The sequence below is a fragment of the Streptomyces bobili genome (assembly GCF_002154575.1).
Taxonomy (GTDB): Bacteria; Actinomycetota; Actinomycetes; order Streptomycetales; family Streptomycetaceae; genus Streptomyces; species Streptomyces bobili.
The window spans coordinates 1-16,487 of sequence record NZ_MUBA01000029.1 but is presented as its reverse complement, the minus strand read 5'-3'; the positions used below and the strand labels follow the sequence as shown (position 1 = coordinate 16,487).

General features: G+C 73.1%; 14 protein-coding genes and 2 pseudogenes. 7 read left to right on the top strand and 9 right to left on the bottom strand.

Features of this window, described 5'->3' with window-relative positions; translation table 11 throughout:
- A partial coding sequence (locus BZL64_RS03060) for a S8 family serine peptidase (protein ID WP_107430191.1) occupies window positions 1-3,105 on the top strand: 3,105 nt, incomplete at its 5' end.
- A gap of 54 nt (window positions 3,106-3,159) precedes the next feature.
- Here BZL64_RS03060 and BZL64_RS03055 read toward each other — a convergent pair.
- The gene (locus BZL64_RS03055) at window positions 3,160-3,987 is read right to left on the bottom strand and encodes a hypothetical protein (protein ID WP_086765860.1); all 828 of its coding nucleotides are present in this window, start codon (window positions 3,985-3,987) and stop codon (window positions 3,160-3,162) included.
- 1 nt (window position 3,988) lies between these two features.
- Window positions 3,989-4,522, bottom strand: a complete 534-nt coding sequence (locus BZL64_RS03050) for a sigma-70 family RNA polymerase sigma factor (RefSeq protein WP_094102913.1) — start codon at window positions 4,520-4,522, stop codon at window positions 3,989-3,991.
- A 324-nt stretch (window positions 4,523-4,846) separates the two neighbouring features.
- Here BZL64_RS03050 and BZL64_RS03045 point away from each other — a divergent pair, with 324 nt between their 5' ends.
- A complete protein-coding gene (locus tag BZL64_RS03045; RefSeq protein WP_086765858.1) occupies window positions 4,847-5,863 on the top strand; it encodes an aspartate-semialdehyde dehydrogenase in 1,017 nt (338 codons plus the stop codon).
- On the opposite strand, the gene BZL64_RS03040 is transcribed toward BZL64_RS03045, so the two are convergent.
- Complete coding sequence (locus BZL64_RS03040) at window positions 5,864-6,394, bottom strand: DUF1203 domain-containing protein (RefSeq protein WP_086765864.1); 531 nt, start codon at window positions 6,392-6,394, stop codon at window positions 5,864-5,866. It abuts the gene before it with no gap.
- A 132-nt stretch (window positions 6,395-6,526) separates the two neighbouring features.
- On the opposite strand from BZL64_RS03040, the gene BZL64_RS03035 reads away from it, so the two are divergent.
- Window positions 6,527-7,723, top strand: a complete 1,197-nt coding sequence (locus tag BZL64_RS03035) for an RNA polymerase subunit sigma-70 (protein ID WP_244205155.1) — start codon at window positions 6,527-6,529, stop codon at window positions 7,721-7,723.
- A gap of 82 nt (window positions 7,724-7,805) precedes the next feature.
- On the opposite strand, the gene pepN is transcribed toward BZL64_RS03035, so the two are convergent.
- Window positions 7,806-10,373: an aminopeptidase N gene (gene pepN / locus BZL64_RS03030; protein WP_086765856.1), complete on the bottom strand. Its 2,568-nt coding sequence runs from the start codon at window positions 10,371-10,373 to the stop codon at window positions 7,806-7,808.
- A gap of 31 nt (window positions 10,374-10,404) precedes the next feature.
- Window positions 10,405-11,355: an EamA family transporter gene (locus BZL64_RS03025; protein ID WP_086765854.1), complete on the bottom strand. Its 951-nt coding sequence runs from the start codon at window positions 11,353-11,355 to the stop codon at window positions 10,405-10,407.
- Window positions 11,356-11,486: 131 nt separating this feature from the next.
- On the opposite strand from BZL64_RS03025, the gene BZL64_RS03020 reads away from it, so the two are divergent.
- A complete protein-coding gene (locus tag BZL64_RS03020) occupies window positions 11,487-11,990 on the top strand; it encodes a MarR family winged helix-turn-helix transcriptional regulator (RefSeq protein WP_086765852.1) in 504 nt (167 codons plus the stop codon).
- A gap of 19 nt (window positions 11,991-12,009) precedes the next feature.
- Here BZL64_RS03020 and BZL64_RS03015 read toward each other — a convergent pair.
- Window positions 12,010-12,384, bottom strand: a pseudogene (locus tag BZL64_RS03015) (aromatic-ring hydroxylase C-terminal domain-containing protein); the annotation flags it as partial.
- Between BZL64_RS03015 and BZL64_RS03010 the strand changes: the two are divergent.
- Window positions 12,380-12,757 (top strand): annotated as a pseudogene (locus tag BZL64_RS03010) (TetR/AcrR family transcriptional regulator); the annotation flags it as partial. The pseudogenes BZL64_RS03015 and BZL64_RS03010 overlap by 5 nt on opposite strands.
- A 61-nt stretch (window positions 12,758-12,818) precedes the next feature.
- Here the strand turns inward: BZL64_RS03010 and BZL64_RS03005 are convergent.
- The 3 genes from BZL64_RS03005 to BZL64_RS02995 form a co-directional block, all read right to left on the bottom strand.
- A complete protein-coding gene (locus BZL64_RS03005; protein ID WP_086765850.1) occupies window positions 12,819-13,100 on the bottom strand; it encodes a hypothetical protein in 282 nt (93 codons plus the stop codon).
- A gap of 78 nt (window positions 13,101-13,178) precedes the next feature.
- Window positions 13,179-15,248 (bottom strand): 4-alpha-glucanotransferase, encoded by a 2,070-nt coding sequence (malQ, locus tag BZL64_RS03000; RefSeq protein WP_086765848.1) that lies wholly within the window; start codon window positions 15,246-15,248, stop codon window positions 13,179-13,181.
- A complete protein-coding gene (locus BZL64_RS02995; RefSeq protein WP_086765847.1) occupies window positions 15,249-15,461 on the bottom strand; it encodes a hypothetical protein in 213 nt (70 codons plus the stop codon).
- Window positions 15,462-15,755: 294 nt separating this feature from the next.
- Here BZL64_RS02995 and BZL64_RS02990 point away from each other — a divergent pair, with 294 nt between their 5' ends.
- Complete coding sequence (locus tag BZL64_RS02990) at window positions 15,756-16,352, top strand: RNA polymerase sigma factor (protein ID WP_086765845.1); 597 nt, start codon at window positions 15,756-15,758, stop codon at window positions 16,350-16,352.
- Window positions 16,349-16,487, top strand: a 139-nt coding sequence (locus BZL64_RS02985) for a zf-HC2 domain-containing protein (protein ID WP_208639348.1), incomplete at its 3' end; no start/stop codon positions are given. The genes BZL64_RS02990 and BZL64_RS02985, both read left to right, overlap by 4 nt.

Sequence of the window (16,487 nt, the reverse complement as noted above, 5' to 3'; positions counted from 1 at the left end):
GGCGTCCAGATCGCGGGCGACCTGCTCGGTCTGGCCGGGTGCCGTGGCGACCATCAGCGTCACGTTCTTGTCGCCGGCGATCTGGACGCCGTCAAGGGCGGTTCCGTGGGCCTCGCCTACGACAAGCTCGGCTATGTCCGCGCCACCGTCCCGACGGCCAAGGCGGACTCCGCCATCGCCGCCGCCACCAAGCTGTCCTCGGTGCGCGCGATCGACCTGCGCCAGGAGATCGTCCTCGACGACCCGACGCCGACCGCGGACGCCGCCAAGAACGCGGGCGGCACCACGAGCGCGAAGACCTACCCCGCGCCGAACAAGAAGACGCCCGCCGAGAACCCGTACAACCCGTCCTTCGAGACGGGCGCCGTCGACTTCGTGGACGACCACCCGAAGGCGGACGGCCGCGGCATCACCATCGGTGTGCTGGACTCCGGCGTGGACCTCGGACACCCCGCGCTGCAGAAGACCACCACCGGTGAGCGCAAGATCGTCGACTGGGTCACCGCCACGGACCCGATCCTGGACGGCGACGCGAGCTGGCGCGCCATGACGAACTCGGTCTCCGGGCCCTCCTTCACCTACGGCGGCCGTACCTGGACCGCGCCGGCGGGCACCCACTCGATCAACCTGTTCCGCGAGTCGGCCACCGCGGGCGGCGACGCCGCGGGCGACGTCAACCGTGACGGCGACACGACCGACACCTGGGGCGTGCTGTACGACGCCGCCGCGGGGACGGTCACCGTCGATGTGAACGCCAACGGCGACTTCACCGACGACACCGCCATGAAGCCGTACAAGGACGGCTACCAGATCGGCTACTTCGGCACCGACGACCCGTCGACCGACGTCGCCGAGCGGCAGCCGTTCGTCGTCGAGGTCCGCAAGGACGTCCCGATGGACCCGTTCGGCGGCGACTGGGTCGGCAAGAAGGCCGACTTCGCCAACATCGGTCTCATCGCCAGCGAGCACGGCACCCACGTCGCCGGCATCACCGCCGCGAACGGCCTGTTCGGCGGCGCGATGGACGGCGCGGCCCCCGGCGCGAAGATCGTCTCCTCGCGTGCCTGCGTCTTCGGCCCCGGCTGCACCAACGTCGCGCTCACCGAAGGCATGATCGACCTCGTCGTCAACCGCGGTGTCGACATCGTCAACATGTCGATCGGCGGCCTCCCGGCGCTGAACGACGGCAACAACGCGCGCGCCGAGATGTACACGCGCCTCATCGACACCTACGGCGTCCAGCTGGTGATCTCCGCGGGCAACGAGGGCCCCGGCGCCAACACCGTCGGCGACCCCGGCCTGGCCGACAAGGTCATCTCGGTCGGCGCGGCCATCTCCAAGGAGACCTGGGCCGCCAACTACGGCTCGCAGGTGAAGAAGAACTACGCGCTGCTGCCCTTCTCCTCGCGCGGCCCGCGTGAGGACGGCGGCTTCACGCCGACCCTGGTCGCCCCCGGCGCCTCGATCAACACCATCCAGACCTGGCTGCCGGGCGCCCCGGTCGCCGAGTCCGGCTACACCCTGCCGGCCGGCTACGGCATGCTCCAGGGCACGTCGATGTCGTCCCCGCAGGCCGCGGGCGCCTCGGCGCTGCTGCTGAGCGCCGCCAAGCAGAAGCACATCGAGCTGACGCCGGCCGACCTGCGCACGGCGCTCACCTCGACCGCCGACCACATCAAGGGCCTCCAGGCCTACGAAGAGGGCGCGGGCGCCATCGACATCGTGGACGCCTGGGAGGCCATCGAGGACGGTGCCACCGCCCACGAGTACACGGTCAAGGCCCCGGTCGACACCGCGCTCGACTTCGCGCTGAAGACGCCGGGCTTCGGCACCGGCATCTACGACCGCGAGGGCGGTCTGAAGGCCGGTCAGAAGAAGACGTACGACGTCACCATCACCCGTACGACCGGTGCCGACAAGGCGATCCGGCACGAGCTGGACCTCGAGAACAACGCGGCCGGCGCCTTCCGGATCGTCGGCTCGGACGAGGTCAGGCTGCCGCTGAACAAGCCGGTCACGGTCAAGATCCAGGCCGCTCCGAAGTCCGCGGGCATCAAGAGCGTGATCCTGGAGGTCGACGACCCGAAGACCGAGGGCGTCGACAAGCAGGTCCTGAACACGGTCGTCGTCTCGACGCCGGTGGCGCACACGTTCTCCGCGAAGAACACCGTGCAGCGCAACAGCTCGCAGCACTACTTCCTGACCGTGCCCGAGGGCGCGTCGTCGCTGGAGGTCGCGATCGGCGGGCTGAAGGACAAGAGCCAGACCCGGTTCATCTCGATCCACCCGTACGGTGTCGCCGTCGAGGACAGCGCCACCATCTACTGCTACAACAACTACCTCGACGGCAACGGCTGCCGGCCCGACGCGCGGTCGTACGCCGACCCGCAGCCCGGCGTCTGGGAGATCGAGGTCGAGTCGCGCCGCACGTCGCCGCTGCTCGACAACCCGTACAAGCTGGACGTCACCGTGTTCGGCGCGGCCTTCGACCCGGCGACCGTGACCGTTCCCGAGGCGAAGGTCGGCACCCCGGCCCCCGTCTCCTGGAAGGTGACGAACAACTTCGCCGCCGTCGACGGCAAGCTGGTGGGCGGCCCGCTCGGCTCCTCCAAGAAGGCCCGTCCGACCATCGCGGACCACGAGAACCAGACGACCACGGTCGAGGTGCCCGCGGGCGCCAAGTCCCTGGACGTCTCCATCGGCGGTGTCTCCGACGCCTCCGCCGACCTCGACCTGACCGTGTACGACGCGGCCGGCGAGCAGGTCGCGCAGCAGGCCGACGGCGACTCCAACGAGGCGGTGTCCATCCCGTCGCCCGCCGCCGGGACGTACACCATCGAGGTCGCGGGTTACTCGGTGCCGGCCGGCACGACCGCGTACGACTACCTGGACGTGTTCTTCTCGTCCTCGCTCGGCACGGTCGGCGTCGACGAGAGCACGCCGGTCAAGCTGGCCACGGGCGCCTCGACGGCGGTCTCCGCGACCGTCACCGCCGCGGCCCCCGCGCCGGAGGGCCGGTCCTTCTTCGGCCAGGTCCAGCTGGTGAACGCGCGCGGCACCGTCGCGGGCCTCGGCAGCGTCTCCATCGAGAAGGTCCTGCCGTAGCAACGCAGTGAGCACCAAGGGGGGCGGGCGTCCGGTCGGGCGCCCGCCCCTCGCTCATTCGCAGGGCATGCCGTCCGCCTCGGGCAGCGCGCGGGCCAGCGCCGAGCGTTCGGCGGCGATGTCGGCCTCGCCGACCGCCCAGACGTCGGGGGCCTCGGACCCTCGTGCGAAGCCCACCAGGACGTGGTCGCCCTGTGCGAGCAGCGGGTCCATGTCCCGCTCCATCACGAACTCGACCTCGCTCCGCGCCGGTGCCTCCGCCGACGCCGACTCCTTGTAGGAGCGGGTCACGTGCAGGGTGACGCGCTCGCGGGAGGTGCCGTGCACGGGGACCACGTCCGTGACGTCCCCCTCGACCACCAACCGGGCGCAGGCGAGGTATCCGGGATCGGCCAGGGGGCTGTCGGCGGTACCGCCGGACGTGCCGGACTTCTCGTCCTGGGCGGCGGCCTTGTCGGCGCTGCTGGAGGCACCGATGTCGTTCGCTCCCCGGCCCACCTGGACCAGGAGCCACCCGCTCCCGACGACCAGCGCACCGGCGGCTGCCACCCCGACCGTCTTCAGGGCCAGGGGGAGCAGACGCCGCGCAGGCCGCCGCAGCGGGACGACCACCGGCCGCCGCACCGGCTCCGCGGCCGTCTCAGCCGGCTCGGCCGGACGGGTCAGGACGTCGGCGAGGACGCCCAGCTGCTCGCGCAGGAGGTCCACGTCGGCCGTCGCGGCCCGGTGCCCGGCCATGAAGGCGGGGTCGCTGCGGGCCTCCTCGGACAACGGCTCGCCCAGGAGAGCGGCCATCAGCGGGTCCATGCCGTCGCGGCCGTCGTCGCCGTAGGGCTCGTGCTCGTGCTCGTGCTCGTGCTCGTGCTTGTTCTCGGCGGTCATGTCACACCACCTCGTCCTCGTGCAGGCGGGTGCGCAGGGCGCGGACCGCCGTGTGCAGGCGGCTCTTGACCGTGCCCTCGGGGACGCCCAGTTCCTCGGCTATCGAGCGCACCGGCAGGTCGGCGTAGAAGCGCAGGACGACCACCTGGCGCTGGGCGTCGGGCAGGTCGTCGAGGCCCTGGGCGACGGCGAGGGAGAGCACGCTGGTGTCCTCGCCGGAGGGGTGCTCGTGCTGGCGCAGGGAGGCCAGCCGTTCGCCGAGGCGCTCCTGGCGGCGCTTGGCCCGGTGCCAGTCCATGGCGAGGTTGGAGGCGACGACGGCCGCCCACGCCGAGACGTCCCGCGGTGCCTCGTCCCCCTTGGCGGCCCGTTCCAGCAGCCGCAGGCGGACCTGCTGCACCCCGTCCGGCAGGTCCGCCTGCGGTACCCCGCCGAGCGCGAGCACGGCTCGCACCCGGCGTTCCTGCGCCGCGTCCAGGGGATCACCGTGCGCGGTGTCCTCCCCCGGTCCGCGGCGGGCCTTTCTGCGCAGCACAGACACCCCTCCCCTCCCCGCGTCACCTCTACGACGCCACAGCCCGCGGAAACGTTCGCCCCGGCGCCGGGAAAATCGTTCGGAGGCGTACGTCACACCGCCGCGCCCGGCAGCACAGCTTGCGGCCGTGAGCCCCCGCGGGGCCAATTCCTCCAGCTCAGCGGGGATGTGGGCGGGAGTTCCGGAACCGTGCGGGGGTGCGGGGTGTCCCAGCCCTCGAGCATGCCGGCCAAAGAATTGGACAGGCGGGCCCATGTCGGCCGCATCATGGAAAAGCCTCGGCCAGGCAATACGCGTGCAGAAGCACAGACAGAGGGAGTCGCCGTGAGGGTCGGAATCGTCGGAGCCACCGGTCAGGTCGGCACGGTCATGCGCAGGATCCTCAAGGAGCGAGGCTTCCCGGTCACCGAGCTGCGCCTGTTCGCCTCGGCCCGTTCGGCGGGGAGCGAGCTGGACGGCGTGACGGTCGAGGACGCGTCGGCCGCCGACTACACGGGCCTCGACATCGTGCTGTTCTCCGCCGGTGGCGCGACCTCGAAGGCGCTGGCCGAGAAGGTGGCCTCGCAGGGCGCCGTCGTGATCGACAACTCCTCCGCCTGGCGCCGGGACCCCGAGGTGCCGCTGGTCGTCTCCGAGGTGAACCCGCACGCGATCGCGAACCGTCCCAAGGGCATCATCGCGAACCCGAACTGCACGACGATGGCCGCGATGCCGGTCCTGGCGCCGCTGCACGCGGAGGCGGGTCTCGAAGCCCTCGTGGTCGCCACCTACCAGGCGGTGTCCGGTTCCGGTCTCGCCGGCGTCGCGGAGCTGCACGGCCAGGCACAGAAGGTCGTCGCCGAGGCCGACCGGCTCACCCATGACGGCGAGGCCGTCGACTTCCCGCAGCCGCAGGTCTACAAGCGGCCCATCGCCTTCAACGTCATCCCGCTGGCCGGTTCGATCGTCGACGACGGCCTGAACGAGACGGACGAGGAGCAGAAGCTCCGCAACGAGTCCCGCAAGATCCTGGAGATCCCCGGGCTGAAGGTCTCCGGCACCTGTGTGCGCGTCCCGGTGTTCTCCGGCCACTCCCTCCAGGTCAACGCCCGTTTCGCCCGCCCGATCAGCGCCGAGCGCGCCACCGAGCTGCTCGCGGACGCCGAGGGCGTGATCCTCACCGACATCCCGACCCCGCTCCAGGCGGCCGGCAAGGACGCCTCGTACGTGGGCCGGATCCGCCAGGACGAGACCGTGGACAACGGTCTCGCCCTGTTCGTCTCCAACGACAACCTGCGCAAGGGCGCGGCCCTGAACGCGGTGCAGATCGCGGAGCTGGTGGCGAAGGAGCTGAAGGGCTAGTCAGCCCGCGGTCACCTGCCGGGTGACCGGCCTGGCCACCTCGTAGAGGTAGCAGCCGTACTCGACGGCCCGGACGTGGACGAACTCCACGGCCGGGTCGTCGAACGCTTCCCGGAAGGCTCGCGCGAACGCCTCCGGCGTGGGGTCCCCGACGAGCCGGCCGCCCAGGATGCGGCCGTCGGAGGAGTAGCGGCGGACCGTGCGGTGGGCGTTCGCGAAGGGCGGCGCCCCACCGTCCCGGTCCGGCCCCGGGCACGGGTCGGCGTGGACGAAGACGGGGCCCTGCTCGTCGTAGGCCCCGGGGTCGGTGCCCGTCGCGGCGGCCCGGCGGCGCAGGGGGGCGTAGGAGACGAGGGCGATCCGCTCTCCTGGCGTGCTGCGGCGCAGGCAGCAGCGCAGCGGGGCGGCGCCCTCCTCGTCGGTGAACGGCGTCACGGGGCGTCCGGCGTCGTCGGTGGCGCGGAGCTCCGCGAGGGCTTCGGGGGCGATGGGGCGGGCGGTGTACACCGTGGCCGCGGTCGTGGTCGTCATGCGTTCCAGGTTCACGCGTCGCGGGCCGTGCCACCGGCGGGTTCCGGACATCGCGCACATCTCACCTTCCCGCTCTGCCGGGGTCCTGATCGGGCGTACGGTCGTATCGATCTCAACTTTCAGGAGGTGAGCGTGGCCTGGACCGACGCAGGGTCCCGCCCCGGCGGTGAGGTGACCGTGGAGGACCTCATCGACGACATCGGACGCGGCGCGGCGGAGTTGACGCCCGGCGAGCCCGCCGCGCTGTACGCCGGGGTGGCGGAGCTGACGGCCTCCGTGGACCGGCTGCGGCGGGTGGCCCGGACGGCGCGTGACGCGGCGGCGGACGACAACCAGGGGTACGGCGAGCCGGACGCCGGTCCGCCCGAACTCGCCCTGCCGGAGGCCGCTTTCGCCGCGCTCACCGAGACGCACCGCCGTGCGGTCCTGGTCCTCTGCTACCGCATGACCGGTTCCTACGACGACGCCGAGGACCTGGTCCGGGAGACCTTCCTGCGGGCCTGGCGGGCGCGGGACACCTTCCGGGCCGGGGCGAGCGTGCGGACCTGGCTGTACCGGATCGCCACCAACGCCTGTCTGGATCTGCTGCGTCGGACCGCGCGCCGCCCGCACGACTACGAGCCGCTGCCCGCCGCGGTCCGCGGCGGGGGTGTGCCGCCCGCGCGGGTCACCTGGCTCCAGCCCTACCCGGACGACGAGTTGCCGCGGTCGGCGGCCGGTGACCCGGCCGGGCCGTACTCCTCACTGGAGTTGCCGCTCCTCGTGGCCCTGCAGCACCTTCCGCCCCGGCAGCGGGCCGCGCTGATCCTGCGGGACGTGCTGGGGCTGAGCCTGGGCGAGACCGCCGAGACCCTCGACCTGACCCCGGTCTCGGTCGACAGCGCCCTGCAACGGGCCCGGCCCGCCCTGCGCGACCTGCTGCCGGGCGGGCGTGCCCAGGAGCCGGCCGGGGCCGGGGCCGGCCTGCTCACCCGGTACATCGCCGCCGCCGAGGCATCCGACCCGGCCGCGCTGGGCGCGCTGCTCGCCGACGACGTGCTGCTCACCGCGCCGCCGAACCCGTCCTGGTGCCGGGGCCGGGACGCCGTCCTGGCGTTCCTGCGGCCGAGCCGGGACCCGGCCTCCGCCGTCTTCCCGGGCCACTTCCGGCAGCTGCCCGCCCGCGCCAACGGGCAGCCCGCGGCCGGGAGTTACCTCCGGCGGCCCGGTACGAACGTCCACCGCGCCCAGTCCCTCGACGTGCTGCGCGTCGAGGACGGCCGGATCGTGGAGATCACGTCCTTCGAGCCGCACCTCTTCCCGGCCTTCGGGCTGCCGCTGCGGCTCTGAACGCTCCCCCGGCACGGCGAAGGGCGCCCGGCCGGACACCGGGCGCCCCTCACCACCGTACGGACCGTACGGACGACCGCCGCTAGCGCGCGTCCGCCGCCTGGGCCTTCAGCGCGCGTTCCACACCCGAGCGGGCCTCGGAGACGAGGCGGCGCAGAGCCGCGTTCGGCTCGGCCGAGGTCAGCCAGGCGTCCGTCTTGCGCAGGGTCTCCTCGGAGACCTGGACGGCCGGGTAGAGGCCGATCGCGATCTGCTGGGCGATCTCGTGCGAACGGGAGTCCCAGACGTCCTTGACGACGTCGAAGTACCTGTCCGTGTACGGCGCCAGCAGGTCGCGCTGGTCCGTCTGCACGAAGCCGCCGATGACGGCCTCCTGGACGGCGTTGGGCAGCTTGTCGGACTCGACGACCGACGCCCAGGCCTCCGCCTTGGCCTCCGCCGTGGGACGGGCGGCTCGGGCGGTCGCCGCGTGCCGTTCGCCGGCCGCGGTCCTGTCGCGCTGGTACTCGCCGCCGATCTCCGCCTCGTCGAACCGGCCGACCGCCGCAAGGCGCTGCACGAACGCCCAGCGCAGCTCGGTGTCGACGGCGAGGCCCTCGATCGTCTGCGTGCCCTCCAGCAGCGCCTCCAGCAGGTCCAGCTGCTCCGGCGTACGGGCCGTGGCCGCGAACGCGCGCGCCCACGCCAGCTGGTGGTCGCTGCCGGCCTCGGCGGTCCGCAGGTGCGCCAGCGTGGCGTCGGTCCAGCGGGTCAGCAGCGCCTCGCGGGCGGCCGGGTCGGCGTACAGGTCGATGGCGAGCTTGACCTGACGGTGCAGGGACTGCACGACACCGATGTCGGACTCCTTGCCGATGCCGGACAGCACCAGCGACAGGTAGTCGCGGGTGGGCAGTTCGGCGTCGCGCGTCATGTCCCAGGCGGACGCCCAGCACAGGGCGCGCGGCAGGGACGCCTCGAAGTCGCCGAGGTGCTCGGTGACGAACGCGAGGGACTCCTCGTCGAGGCGGACCTTGGCGTACGACAGGTCGTCGTCGTTGAGCAGGACGACGTCCGGCCGCCGCTTGCCGACCAGCTGCGGTACGGCGGTCAGCTCGCCGTCCACGTCCAGCTCGACGCGCTCCCCGCGCACCAGCTTGCCGCTCGCCTCGTCCAGGTCGTACAGGCCGACGGCGATGCGGTGCGGGCGCAGCGTCGGCTCGCCCTTGGCGCCGGCGGGCAGCGCGGGGGCCTCCTGGCGGATCGCGAAGGAGGTGACGACGCCGTCGGCGCCGGTCTCGATCTCGGGGCGCAGGATGTTGATGCCGGCCGTCTGGAGCCACTTCTGCGACCAGAGGCCCAGGTCGCGTCCGGAGGTCTCCTCCAGCGCGCCCAGCAGGTCGGACAGGCGTGTGTTGCCGAACGCGTGCCGCTTGAAGTAGGCCTGCACGCCCGCGAAGAACGCGTCCGTGCCGACGTACGCCACGAGCTGCTTCAGGACGCTGGCGCCCTTGGCGTAGGTGATGCCGTCGAAGTTGACCAGGACGTCGTCCAGGTCACGGATCTCGGCCATGATCGGGTGGGTCGAGGGCAGCTGGTCCTGCCGGTACGCCCACGTCTTCATGGAGTTGGCGAACGTCGTCCAGGACTGCGGCCAGCGCGAGTCCGGCGCGTACGCCTGGCAGGCGATGGAGGTGTAGGTGGCGAACGACTCGTTCAGCCACAGGTCGTTCCACCACTCCATGGTCACGAGGTCGCCGAACCACATGTGGGCCAGCTCGTGCAGGATGGTCTCCGCGCGCGTCTCGTACGCGGCGTCGGTCACCTTGGACCGGAAGACGTACTGGTCGCGGATGGTGACCGCGCCCGCGTTCTCCATCGCGCCCGCGTTGAACTCCGGCACGAACAGCTGGTCGTACTTCTTGAACGGGTACGCGTAGTCGAACTTCTCCTGGAACCAGTCGAAGCCCTGCCGCGTGACCTCGAAGATCGCGTCCGAGTCGAGGAACTCGGCGAGCGAGGGCCGGCAGTAGATGCCGAGCGGCACGCTCTGCCCGTCCTTCTCGTACACGCTGTGCACGGAATGGTACGGGCCGACGATCAGCGCGGTGATGTACGTGGAGATGCGCGGGGTCGGCTCGAACACCCAGACGTCGTCCTTGGGCTCCGGCGTCGGCGAGTTGGAGACGACCGTCCAGCCGCTCGGTGCCTTCACCGTGAACTGGAAGGTCCCCTTGAGGTCCGGCTGCTCGAACGAGGCGAAGACGCGGCGGGCGTCCGGCACCTCGAACTGCGTGTACAGATAGGCCTGCTCGTCGACCGGGTCGACGAACCGGTGCAGCCCCTCACCGGTGTTGGTGTAGGCGCAGTCGGCGACGACGCGCAGGACGTTACGGCCCTCCAGCAGGCCGGACAGGGCGATCCTGGAGTCGGCGAACACCTCGTCCGGGTCGAGGGAGTCGCCGTTGAGCGTCACCTCGTGGACGGTCGGCGCCACCAGGTCGATGAAGGACTCGCCGCCGTTCTCCGCCACGTCGAAGCGCACCGTGGTCACGGACCGGTAGGTCCCGCCCTCTTGCGCACCGGACAGGTCGAGATCGATCTCGTACGAGTCAACGGTGAGCAGCTTCGCCCGCTGCTGCGCCTCTTCGCGAGTCAGGTTTGTGCCAGGCACGCGGTCATCTCCTCGTTATGTGTCGGTTGCGTCATCCTTCCACGGCGGCACCGCGTCGGGCGACGACCTTCTCCGGCGCCTCCCGGCGGCCGTCCACGGCCGGGGTGACCCGGGTCGCGACGGCCTCGGTCCGGCGCGGGGCGAGCTGTCCGGCGACCGTGGCGCCGAACGCCAGCGCCATCCCGGCCAGCTGCAGAGCCGTCAGTGCCTCACCGAGGGCCGCCCAGCCGACCACGGCGGCGGTCAGCGGGGAGAGCGGCGCGAGGAAGGTGACCTGGGTGGCGCTGAGCCGGCCGATCCCGCGGAACCACAGCCAGTACGCGACCGCCGTGCCCGCCAGGGCCAGGTAGAGGTAGCCGCCGACGGCCGCGCCGTCCAGGGCGGGCGGGGCACCCTCGACCAGGAAGGCGAGGGGCGCGATGAGCAGGCCGCCGATGGTGAGCTGCCAGCCGGCGAGCGCCAGCGGGCCCACCCCCGCCGGGGTGCCCCACTTCTTGGTCAGGACGAGACCGGCCGACATCGAGGCCGTGGAGGCGACCGCCGCCAGCAGCCCGACCGCGTCCAGTGCCCCGGTCGCCTTCAGCACGACCAGGCTGACGCCGAGGACGGCCACCACCGCGGTCAGCAGGGTGCGGGCGGCGGGCCGCTGACCGAGCAGCAGCGCCGCGAACCCGATGACGAACAGCGGTCCGGCCGAGCTGACGACGGCCGCCATGCCGCCGGGCATGCGGTACGCGGCGAGGAACAGGAGCGGGAAGAACGCGCCGATGTTGAGGGCACCGAGCACCGCCGCCTTCCCCCACCAGGCGCCGCGGGGCAGCACCCGTACGAGGGCGAGCAGCAGGAGGCCTGCGGGGAGGGCGCGCATGAGGGCGGTGAACAGCGGGCGGTCGGCCGGGAGGAACTCGGTGGTGACGGCGTAGGTGGTGCCCCAGGAGAGGGGGGCGAGGGCGGTGAGCAGAACGGTTGCGGCCCGGTTCATGACGGGCACCCCTCTCGGGCGGGTGGCGTGCTTGGCGGCAGCTTGCTTGGCGGTGATTAGCTTAGCGCTAAGCAACTTGCCGTCAAGCTACTTTCTTGCGGGCGACCGGAAGGCGAGCGGATACTCCCCGCATGAGTGCAGAGCGCAAGGATCCCGTCGACGCGATCGTCGAGCAGTGGGCGGCCGAACGGCCCGACCTCGACACCACCGCCATGGAGGTCTTCGGCCGCGTCTCCCGGCTCGCCCGCGCGATGGGCGACCGCATGGAGAAGGCCTACGCGGGCCTCGGGATCTCGCGCGGCGAGTTCGACGTGCTGGCCACCCTGCGCCGCTCCGGCGAGCCGTACACCCTCTCGCCCCGGCAGCTGTCGGCGACGCTGATGCTCACCACCGGCGGCATGACCGGCCGCCTCGACAAACTGGAACGGGCCGGGCTGCTGCGGCGCTCCCCCGACCCGCACGACCGCCGGGGCCTCCAGGTGACCCTCACCGAACAGGGCCTGGCCGTCGTCGAGGAGGCGGTCGGCGCGGGCCTCGCCGTCCAGACGGAGGCCCTGACGGCGGCCCTGGACGCCGAACGGGCCGGCCGGCTGGCCGGCCTGTTGCGGGAGTTGCTGCTCGCGACGGAACGGTAGGCCGCGAGGAGGGGCGGCCTCAGCCGACGTGCGCGGCGAGCGCCGCCTCGATCGCCTCGGGCCCGGCCTCGTCCGCCGCCCAGGCGACGTACCCGTCGGGCCGCACCAGCAGCGCCGTACGGCAGTCGCTCGCCCAGTGCCGCACGGTCAGCCGGTCCTCGCGGGGTCCGGCCGGTCCCGCGTGGACGCCCGCCGGAGTGACGAGGCCGAAACGGCCGCCGCGCTGGGCCTCGTACAGGCGGGTGCCGTCGGCGAGGGTGACGTCGGGGACGCGGGCGCCGGTCAGCGGGAGGGCGCCGCGCGGGGCCGGGTAGCGGTAGCCGATGCCGGTGACCTGGCCGGCCGCCCTGCGCCGGGCGGGACCGGCGTTGTTCAGGAACGTGGTGAGCGCGGCGGATCTGAAACTGCCGGACCTCACGGCGTTCGCCCGCGAGGACGTCGGGCGGGCCCTCGTCACGCACTTCCTCGACATGTGGGGGGAGAACGAGGTCCTCACCGCCCTGCTCCGCCTCGGCGTGACCAACCAGGCCGGGGCCGAACGGATGCAGACGATCTTCCGCGACCAGTTGCTGCCGGTCGCCCGCGCGGCGTGCCCGGACCCCGAGCAGATGCCGGCCCGCGCCGCCCTCTGCGCCGGTCGGCTGCTGGGGCTGGCGCTGACCCGTTACGTGCTGCGCCTCCCGCCGGCCGTGGCGCTGACCCGGCAGGAGGCCGTGGCCTGGCTGGCGCCCACCGTGCAGCGGTACCTGACCGCGCCGCACCCGTAGGCCCTCTCGGCACCGAGGCCGGAGGGCGCACGCCTCGAAGAGTTGTGCCGGGCGGGAAGGGTCAGCCGGCCTTGGCGGCCCTGCCCTTCACCGTGATGTTGGAGCTGGTGGTGTCGCCGCGGTCCTTCGAGCGGTCCAGCACCCACACCAGGCCGGCAATGACCGCGAACAGGCCGATCGGCGCCACCACATAGAGGCCCAGCGTCTCGATGACACTGAGGCCCTGACCGGGGTCGTCGCCGTCGTCGCGGGTCAGCGCGAGCGCGGGGGACGACATGAGCAGCATCATCAGCGTCGTACCGGCAGCCAGGGCGCCGGCGCGCAGGGCGTTCTTCTTGTCCACGGTGCCAAGTTAGCGAACCGTGTCGAGGCCCGCGCGTCCGGGGTGCCGTACGAGGCGCGGACGTCGCCGGCCATGCCGTCACCCCTCCTCCCGCAGCACCTCCATCAGCGCGTGCAGTCGCGAGGACGCCGCCAGTTCCTCCAGCGTGACGGGCCGGCCCTCGGCGTCCGCGACGGGCAGGCGCCAGTTCGGGTACTGGTCCCAGGTGCCGGGGAGGTTCTGCGGGCGGCGGTCGCCGACGGCGTCCGGGAGCCAGACGCCGATCATGCGGGCCGGGGTGCGCAGCAGGAACCGGTGGACGGCCTGGATCTCGGCCTCCTCCGAGGAGGTGTCGGCGCCCCCGCCGGTGCCCTGGAGGAGGTCGAGCCGGGAGAGGAGGTCGAGCCACTCGCCGGTGTCGGCGGCGGCCTCCGCGCGTTCCTCCTCCACCGGGCGGTTCAACAGGTCCAGCCGGTCGCGGAGTTCTACGTGTTCGCCGGTGAGGCGGGCCGCGGTGGAGGGCAGGTCGTGGGTGGTGGCGGTGGCCAGGCAGTCGGCACGCCAGGCGTCGGGGGCGAGCGGGCGGCCGTCGCCGTCCCAGTCACGCTCGAACCACAGCACGGAGGTGCCGAGCACCCCGCGTTCGCGCAGGGCCTCGCGCACGCCGGGTTCCACGGTGCCCAGGTCCTCGCCGATCACCACCGCGCCGGCCCGGGATGCCTCCAGGACGAGGAGGGCGAGCATGGCCTCGGCGTCGTAGCGGACGTAGGTGCCCTCGGTGGGCGGCTCGCCCTGGGGGACCCACCAGAGCCGGAACAGGCCCATCACATGGTCGATGCGCAGCGCGCCGGCGTAGCGGAAGAGGGCACGCAGGAGGCGGCGGTAGGGGGCGTAGCCGGACTCGGCGAGGCGGTCGGGGCGCCATGGGGGCAGGCCCCAGTCCTGGCCGCGGGCGTTGAAGGCGTCCGGGGGCGCGCCCACCGACATGCCGGCCGCGAGGTGGTCCTGCTGCGCCCAGGCGTCGGCGCCGCCGGGGTGCACGCCGACCGCGAGGTCGTGCACGATCCCCAGCGGCATGCCGGCCTCGCGCGCGGTGCGCTGGGCGGCGGTGAGCTGGGTGTCGGTGAGCCAGGCGAGCCGGGAGTGGAGGTCGACGCGGTCCATCAGCTCCAGGCGGGCGCGGGCGGTGTCGGCGGAGCGCGGGTCGCGCAGCCCCTGCGGCCACCGGTGCCAGTCGGAGCCGTGCACCTCGGCGAGGGCGCACCAGGTGGCGTGGTCCTCCAGGGACTGGCCCTCGCGGGCGAGGAAGTCGCAGTAGGCGGCGCGCCGGCCCGGCCCGAGCGACACGGCGGCGATCAGCTCCAGCGCCTCCCGCTTCAGTTCCCACACGGCGTCCCGGTCGATCAACGCCCCCTTGCCGAGGACGGTTTCGCGCAGCCGCGCGGCCCGTTCCCGCAGCTCCCGCAGCCGCTCGGGGTCGGTGACGTACGCGAACTCGGGGACGTCCTCGATCCGCAGGTGCACCGGGTCGGGGAAGCGGCGCGAGGAGGGGCGGTACGGGGAAGGGTCGGTGGGGGCGCCGGGAACGGCCGCGTGCAACGGATTGACCTGCACGAACCCGGCCCCCAGCGCCCGCCCGGCCCAGCCCGCCAGCTCGGCGAGGTCCCCGAGGTCGCCCATGCCCCAGGAGCGGCCGGACAGCAGCGAGTAGAGCTGGACGAGGAGGCCGTACGAGCGTCCGGTGGGCGTGGGCAGCCGGGGCGGGGCGACGACGAGGTGGGCGCGGGCGGTGCGGCCGTCGGGTGCGGTCGCGGTCACCGTGTGGACGCCCGGCGGGAGTTGGGCGAGGGAGGCGCGGGTCTCGCCCTGCTCGGTCTCGATCAGCAGGCGGGTGCCTTCGGGGAGGTCGGCGAGGGCGTCCGGCCCGTCGCCGCCGCTCCAGCGGACCACGGTCGGGGGCAGCAGCCGCCCGGCCAGTTCGCGTTCCCGTGCGGCCAGGGCGGCACGGGTCGCCTCCGGGGTGCCCGCGTCCACGCCCAGGGCGGCCAGGGCACGGGTGACGGCGGCTGCCGAGGCGGTGACCGTGCGGTCCGGGGAGGGCTGGAAGGAGACGGCGACACCGTGCAGGGCGGCGAGCCGGGTGAGGTCCTCTCCGAGGGGTTCGGTCATCTACGGCCTCGTGAAGTCGGAGTCCGCGGCGGCGAGCGGCGGTTCGCTGGTGAGGGGCTCGGCGTCGGGCAGCGGGGGTTCGCTGGTCAGCGGGGTCTCGGCCCTGGCGCCCTCCGCGCTGCACACGTGCGGGTGGGGTTCCTCGGTGTAGGCGGACGGTACCGCCGGGCGTTTGGACTGGGCCGGGAGCAGCTGGTGTGCCGGTGCGACCACGGTGGCCTCCTTGTCGGGGACGGCGCCCGCGCGGGGTCGCGCGGCGGCGTCGTACGGCGCCTGGGCAGCGCCTGACGGTGTCTGGCGGTGTCTGGCGGGTTACCGCAAAAGCCCTACCCAGCGGGCGGGAAGGCAGACGTCCCCACAGCGGACAACACGCATCTCGTCACATTCCACACCCTGACATTCTCTCCAATTCGGGGTGATTACGGCATACCGCGCGCCGTCCGGTTTCCTTCGTGAACCGTCGGGGCCGGGCCGGCCGACAGAGAGGTTGTGAGACTGTTCCGCCCCATGAGGGGCCACCGGGAGGGCGACACGGACGCGGCGCTGCTGCGGTCCGTCGCCGACGGGGACGCCCACGCCCTGGCCACCCTGTACGACCGGCACGCCGGCTGGCTGCACGCGCGGCTCACCCGGCGCTGCGCCGATCCCGAGGTGGTGCGGGAGGTGGTGCAGGACACGTTCGTGACCGTGTGGCGGTCGGCGGCCGGGCACGGCGGCGGGGAGGCGGGCGGCTGGCTGTGGACCATCGCCGCCCGCCGGCTGGTCGACGCGCGGCGGGTCCAGGAGCGCGCCTCGCGGATCGAGACGGCGCCGATGGACACCGACCGGGTGGAGCGGGCGCCTGCCGCGGCCCTGCCGTCCGCGGAGGACCGGGTGCTGGCCGGGCTGGAGTTCGGCGACGTCGGCACCGCCCTCGACCGGATCTCGCCCGAGCTTCGGGAGGTGCTGCGCGCGACCGTCGTCGACGGGCTCACCACCCGCGAGGCGGCCCGGCTGCTCGGCATCCCCGAAGGCACCGTCAAGACCCGCGCGATGCGCGCCCGCGCCGAACTGCGCGCCGCTCTCGCCCAGTTGAATCCGACCCCGGCGGGAGGCCCGGCATGACCCACGCCCGATGGCACGCGACCGACACCCTGGCCGCCCGCTACGCCGACGGCACCCTCCCGGAGTCCGAGGCCTGGTCCCTGGAGAAACACCTGGAGCACTGCACGTCCTGCGCGACCCGCGTGTCCCACGCGG